The 265-nt window shown below is 63.8% G+C and carries 1 protein-coding gene; it reads right to left on the bottom strand.

Features of this window, described 5'->3' with window-relative positions; all coding sequences use genetic code 11:
* On the bottom strand, window positions 1-265 hold a 265-nt coding region (locus ACSNOK_RS34570; RefSeq protein WP_436784671.1), incomplete at both ends, for a transposase.

Raw genomic sequence — 265 nt, 5'->3', positions numbered from 1 at the left:
CTCTTGGCCTGTTCGGTCAGCGGCTTGCCGCGCTTGCCCTTGCGGTGGATGTGGCTCCTCAGCTTCATGCCGCGCAGCTTGGCTTCCATCTCCTCGGACCGATAGGCCGGATCGGCCCAGACCCCCGCGCCGGTATTGCCCCGCGTCAGCAGGTGGTCCACCGCTTGGCTGTCATGCAGGGCGGCATCGCTGACATGGTAGCGGCGCACCAGCTTGTGCTTCCTGTCCATGTTCACATGGTTCTTGTAGCCATAGTGGCTCTTGC

The organism is Streptomyces sp. URMC 126, assembly GCF_051386555.1.
Classification (GTDB): Bacteria; Actinomycetota; Actinomycetes; order Streptomycetales; family Streptomycetaceae; genus Streptomyces.
The sequence above is the reverse complement of the archived record's forward strand: the minus strand, read 5'-3'. Positions and strand labels throughout refer to the sequence as shown.